We start from the raw sequence: 5,461 nt of genomic DNA on the forward strand, positions 1-5,461 counted from the left end.
AAGAAAAACAAATTACCAGTTCAAAGTGCGTATGATATTGCCAACGAATTAAAAGTAATCATTTACAACAAACACGATTTTATTTTTGCAGAAGAACAAGCAGCAAAAGTAAATCCAAATGCTATTTTATTTTTACAACCGGAGTGGAGCAAAAAAGAAGAAATGACACCTTTAATAGTTGATTATGTAATGAATAACCCGAAATGGAGAGTTTCGTTACAAACCCATAAATATTTAAATATTCCTTAATTATATGAAGAAGTTTTTATTTCTAATAATTTTTGTTTTGTTTTCAAACTTGAGTTTTTCTCAATTAGGAGGAGAAGATGAAGTGTATTTAGGAGGTGAATTTATCGAAGCCAAATTTCAAAATGGAGGGATTGATAAATTTTACGATTATATAATTGCCAATCTTGATATTAAAACAGTAGAGAAAAAGGGACAAATTATTTTTGAATTTACTGTTAATGAAAATGGAGAAGTAAAAAACATTAAAGTTGTTAGAGATTTAGGTTCTAATTCGGCAATAGAGTTGATTCGCGTTTTGCGAAAAGCGCCAAAATGGCAACCTGCTTCAAGAGGAGGAAAGCCAGTAAGTATCAATTTGAAAATGCCTTTGACATTTAAATAAACAAAAAATCCCAAATCATTAGTTTTGGGATTTTTTGTTTTATAAAGTTAGCTTCGCTAAATAATCAAAATGTTTCCCTTCTAAAATCAATTCACATTCTAAACCATTTGCAATTGCGGCATTTTGTAGTGTATTATAATCCAAATATAACCAATCGAAGGTATCTTCCGTTTCTCCTTTATACTGAATAGTGAACGTTAATTCACCATAATAACCATTAGCAGGAACTTCGTAAGCGCCATCTTCGTCTTGGTCGTACATGTAAATTAAGTCCGAACTATCAATTAAAATTTGTCCGCCTTCGTTTAAAAGCGATTTCAATTTTTGTAAAAAAGTAGGAATATGATTCATTTTTCCGAAAATTCCAGTTCCATTCATTAAAAGTAGAATGGTGTCGAATTTTTCAGAAGTATCTAAATCCAAAACATCCGAAACTTTACAATTTTTCAAACCTCTTAATTCACAAGCTTTAATCGCGTTTTCAGAAATATCAATTGCCGTAACATCAAAACCTTTTTCCTGCAAATACAAAGCATGACTTCCTGCACCACAACCAACGTCTAACACTTTTCCTTTTGCCAATTGTAACGCTTTTTGCTCCAATTTTGGCATTTCTTTAAAATCACGAAACAAATAAGCAACACTCATTTCATCGGCTTCCGAAATAGAAGTTTCTGTGATTAAATCTTCGGGAGAATTATTGGTTTGATAATCTAAAATGGCTTTTCCGAAAAGGTCTTTCATCGCTTTTTGTTTAAAGTTTCAGGTTTTTTTAGTTTCAAGTTCTTAACTTTGTGGTTCAACTTGAAACTTTAAACTTGAAACCAAAAATCGACGAACTCGGAAAACTTGCCAAAGATACGCATAACGAAACCAAAAAGTATTTTGACAAGTTAAAAAAGAAAACACCCAAGAATTTGGATTATGTAATGCAAGATTTACACGAGGCCGAATTCAAAAAAACGGATTGTTTGGAGTGTGCCAATTGTTGCAAAACAACTGGGCCATTGTTTACTTCGGCTGATATTGAGCGAATTTCAAAGAGTTTTCGTCAAAAACCACAGCAATTTATCGACCAATATCTTCGCATTGATGAAGACAACGATTATGTGTTGAAAAGTGTTCCTTGTACGTTTTTAGATAGCGACAACAAATGTTTCATCTACGATGTTCGCCCAAAAGCCTGCCGAGAATTTCCTCATACCGACAGAAAGAAATTCCAACAAATCTCAGATTTAACCTTGAAAAATGTAGCGATTTGTCCAGCTGCTTTTAATATTGTGGAGAAAATGAAGGAGAAGTTGCCTTTGTAAACAATTTTTTTATCTCAATTTACGTTTTTCATTAAAAGAAGAATTATGTTAAGAAAAGTGTTTTTTGTAATTGTTGGTTTATTTCTTGTTGTACTTATTTTTGAGTTATTTGAAGATAAAGAAAGTAAAATTACTACAGGTAAGATTGTGAAAATTAGTGAAGGCGGAATCAAAGATGCTGTGATAACAATTGAAAATGACAATTCAGTTTATTATATTAACAGAGCGTTATTAGAAAAAAATAGTCTGGTTGAATTAGAAAATAAACTAATAGGTAAAACTGTAACTATTGAATACTTAACAAAGTCAAATATTTTTAACGGCTTTGGTAGTATTAAAAGTTATGAAATAGGTAAGATGATAGTAAAATAGTTTTATCGCTTAATAAATCAAATACTTCTTTCTTACTTCTTTAAACTGCTCTAAACCTTCTTGCCAAGTTTTTCTAATCTCTTTTTCCGTCATTCCGGCTTCAATTTGTTCGCGGAGTTTTTTGGTTCCGGCTAATTTGGTAAAGAAATCATTGAAGAAAACAGTTTTGTCTGCTGTGTTTTCGTAGGCTTTCAATAACCATTTTAATTCTAATCGGTGTACTTTTCTAATTTCGGTTAAATCTTCGCCAAAGCATAACTTTCCATTATGAACGGGATCTTTTGCACCAAAATTAGGTTGCGGAGTAAAGCTAAAATCAAATTCGCTTTCAGGTAAAAAGGGCGAACCGTAAATTTGGAATTGTTTTTCGGTACCACGACCTAAGCTTACATTCGTGCCTTCAAAAAAGCACAAACTCGCATATAAATTAATTGATTGATCGTTCGGTAAGTTTGGCGAAGGCTTCACAGGTAAGCTGTATTTCATATCGTGCGAATAGTTCAAACAAGGTGCTACTTTCAAATCACATTGCAAACTGTCTTTCAACCATTTTTCGCCATTAATCATTTTCGCATATTCGCCAATCGTCATTCCATGCAAAACCGGAATTTCATGCATCCCAACAAAACTTTTATGTTCATTTTCTAAAATCGGACCATCAATAATAGTTCCGTTCGGATTTGGTCGGTCTAAAACTAAAAGCGGAATATTATTTTCCGCACAAGCTTCCATCACATAATGTAACGACGATATATAAGTGTAAAATCGCGCGCCAACATCTTGCAAATCGAAAACCAAGATATCAATTCCTTCTAATTGTTCAGGTTTTGGCTTTTTGTTGTTTCCGTAAAGGGAAATAATTGGTAAATTCGTTTTGGTGTCTTTTCCGTCAACAATTAATTCGCCCGCATCAGCTGTTCCTCTAAAACCGTGTTCAGGAGCATAAATTTTTTGAAGATTGATATTTTGTTCGATTAAAAAATCAACCAAATGCTTCTCTTTCGATAAATGTACTCCGTGGTCTTCAGGACTTAATTTACTTTTGTTTTCTAATATTCCCGTTTGATTCGTAACAATCCCAACACGTTTGTCTTTCAATAATGGTAAATAACTGCCAAAGTTTTCGGTACCGGTTTTAAAAGTGACATCTGTTGAAGTAGAAGTCAAAGTCACATTATCAGCACTCGGTTTTACCTGCGGAATAGCCTTTTTACTACTTCCACACGAAACGATTAGTAAAGAAAAAAATAATAATGTACTTTTGAAAAATAATTTAGATGTCATAAAAACCTTGAATTTAGAATATTTCATAGCCAAAAGACTAATTGCTGCTAAAAGTTATAAAAGTAGTATTTCTTCGCCAATTATAAAAATTGCGATTACGGCAATTGCCATCGGAATTATTATGATGATTATGGCAGTGGCTACAGGTGTTGGGCTTCAAGATAAAATTCGTGAGAAAGTATCAGCTTTCAATGGACACATTATTATTTCTAATTTTGATGACAATCAATCACAAGTCACCACTGAACCGATTTCTATCAATCAAAGTTTTTATCCTAAGTTCAAAAATGTAGAAGGCATCAGTCATGTGCAAGCGGTTGCTAGCAAAGCCGGAATCATTCGTACAGAAAAAGCTTTTGAAGGCATCATATATAAAGGTGTTGGAAAAGATTATAATTTTACTAATCTAGAAGAATATTTGGTCGATGGTAAAATCCCAAATCTAAAATCCGAACTCAATACCGAAGTTTTGATTTCGGAATACTTAGCTAAAAGATTACATTTAAAGGTAGGAGATAAGTTTCTAACGTTTTTCATGAAAGAAAACGGAAAACTTCCCAACAAAAGAAACTTCCTAATCACTGGAATTTTCAACTCAGGTTTTCAAGAATTCGACGCTACTTATATAATAGGAGATATTCGCCACGTGCAACTCATCAACAAATGGCAACCAACAGAAGTTGGAGCATTCGAGGTTTTCGTAGACGATTTCTCAAAAATTAAAGAAAAAGGAGAGGAAGTTTACAAAGAAATTCCGCCTACCTATAATAGTATTACCATTGAAGAGAAATATTACAGTATTTTCGAATGGCTAAAATTGTTTGATTTTAACATCTTGGTTATTCTAATCGTAATGATTGTCGTAGCCACCATCAACATGGTAGTCGCATTATTAGTTCTAATTTTAGAACGCACCCAAATGATTGGAATTCTAAAAGCCATGGGTGCTAACAACTGGAATGTTAGAAAAATATTTCTGTACAATGCATTTTACCTAATTGCTCGCGGATTATTTTGGGGAAATCTAATCGCTATCTCTTTATTATTAATTCAAAAATTATTCGGCGTAATCCAACTCAATCCCGAAAACTATTACGTAAATGAAGCGCCAGTAAGTATCAATTTACTCCACATCGCATTATTAAACATCGGAACCGTAATCGTTTGTTTGTTGGTTTTATTAATTCCATCTTACATTATCACCAAAATCTCACCAGTAAAAGCCATACGCTTCGATTAATTTTTAGAAGCAGATATTCAGCATTCCATAAAACGTTTAGTCCCGCTGTCCGCTATATCTTTTACAAATCTGACGGGTTTATAAAAGGATGCCGCTCCCATCGGGGCTATTCAAGACGTTTAGCATTCCAGATAACCATCCCACTGGCTCGTCAAGCACAAATCTCTCTCAAAGCTAGCAATCCTTCCTCGCTCCTGCGAGCAATTGTCATTCCGCCGAAGTAGGAATCTCCTGCGCAGCAGGCTACCGCTTAACGCAGTTAAGCCACACCTGAAACTTGAAACCTGAAACTATACATATATAGTATAAAATAAAATAAACGAATCCTTCTTAGAAAGCATTCCTCCTTCGAAGGGGGTCAGGGGGATGTTGCGTTTAGTTATCTTCACACCAACACCACTTCCATGCACTTTTTCTACACTATATATAAGTAACAAAACACTTCTATGACTTATATGTTGAACAAGTAAATACCTCATAAAAAGCATTCCCCCTTCGAAGGGGGTTAGGGGGATGTAAAAAACTTTTCTATATTAAATCCTTGTTATCAGCATGTTAAGAAAAACATGAAAAAAAAGACAAAAAAAAGATTATAAAAGGCTTGTGGTTACGGAAAAGATT

General features: G+C 33.6%; 6 protein-coding genes and 1 pseudogene. 5 read left to right on the forward strand and 2 right to left on the reverse strand.

The genetic code is table 11. From position 1 onward, the window contains the following. Positions 1-249 (forward strand): annotated as a pseudogene (locus tag L6Q46_RS12440) (7-carboxy-7-deazaguanine synthase QueE); the annotation flags it as partial. A gap of 4 nt (positions 250-253) precedes the next feature. After that, a complete protein-coding gene (locus L6Q46_RS12445; protein WP_291284572.1) occupies positions 254-631 on the forward strand; it encodes an energy transducer TonB in 378 nt (125 codons plus the stop codon). Positions 632-670: 39 nt separating this feature from the next. Here L6Q46_RS12445 and L6Q46_RS12450 read toward each other — a convergent pair whose 3' ends face one another. Continuing rightward, entirely contained in the window at positions 671-1,375 is a 705-nt protein-coding gene (locus L6Q46_RS12450) for a class I SAM-dependent methyltransferase (protein ID WP_291284573.1), read from the reverse strand. Positions 1,376-1,449: 74 nt separating this feature from the next. Between L6Q46_RS12450 and L6Q46_RS12455 the strand changes: the two genes are divergently transcribed. Together L6Q46_RS12455 and L6Q46_RS12460 are read left to right on the forward strand one after the other, a co-directional pair. Further along, positions 1,450-1,944, forward strand: a complete 495-nt coding sequence (locus L6Q46_RS12455) for a YkgJ family cysteine cluster protein (RefSeq protein ID WP_291284574.1) — start codon at positions 1,450-1,452, stop codon at positions 1,942-1,944. A gap of 45 nt (positions 1,945-1,989) precedes the next feature. Further along, on the forward strand, positions 1,990-2,316 hold the full coding sequence (locus L6Q46_RS12460; protein WP_291284575.1) for a hypothetical protein: 327 nt from the start codon (positions 1,990-1,992) through the stop codon (positions 2,314-2,316). Positions 2,317-2,325: 9 nt separating this feature from the next. Here L6Q46_RS12460 and L6Q46_RS12465 read toward each other — a convergent pair whose 3' ends face one another. Then, complete coding sequence (locus L6Q46_RS12465; RefSeq protein ID WP_291284576.1) at positions 2,326-3,600, reverse strand: DUF1343 domain-containing protein; 1,275 nt, start codon at positions 3,598-3,600, stop codon at positions 2,326-2,328. A gap of 7 nt (positions 3,601-3,607) precedes the next feature. On the opposite strand from L6Q46_RS12465, the gene L6Q46_RS12470 reads away from it, so the two are divergent. Beyond that, positions 3,608-4,840, forward strand: coding sequence for an FtsX-like permease family protein (locus L6Q46_RS12470; protein WP_291284577.1), 1,233 nt, complete (start codon positions 3,608-3,610; stop codon positions 4,838-4,840). Positions 4,841-5,461 lie beyond the last annotated feature (621 nt).

Source organism: Flavobacterium sp. (assembly GCF_023151265.1).
GTDB lineage: Bacteria > Bacteroidota > Bacteroidia > Flavobacteriales > Flavobacteriaceae > Flavobacterium.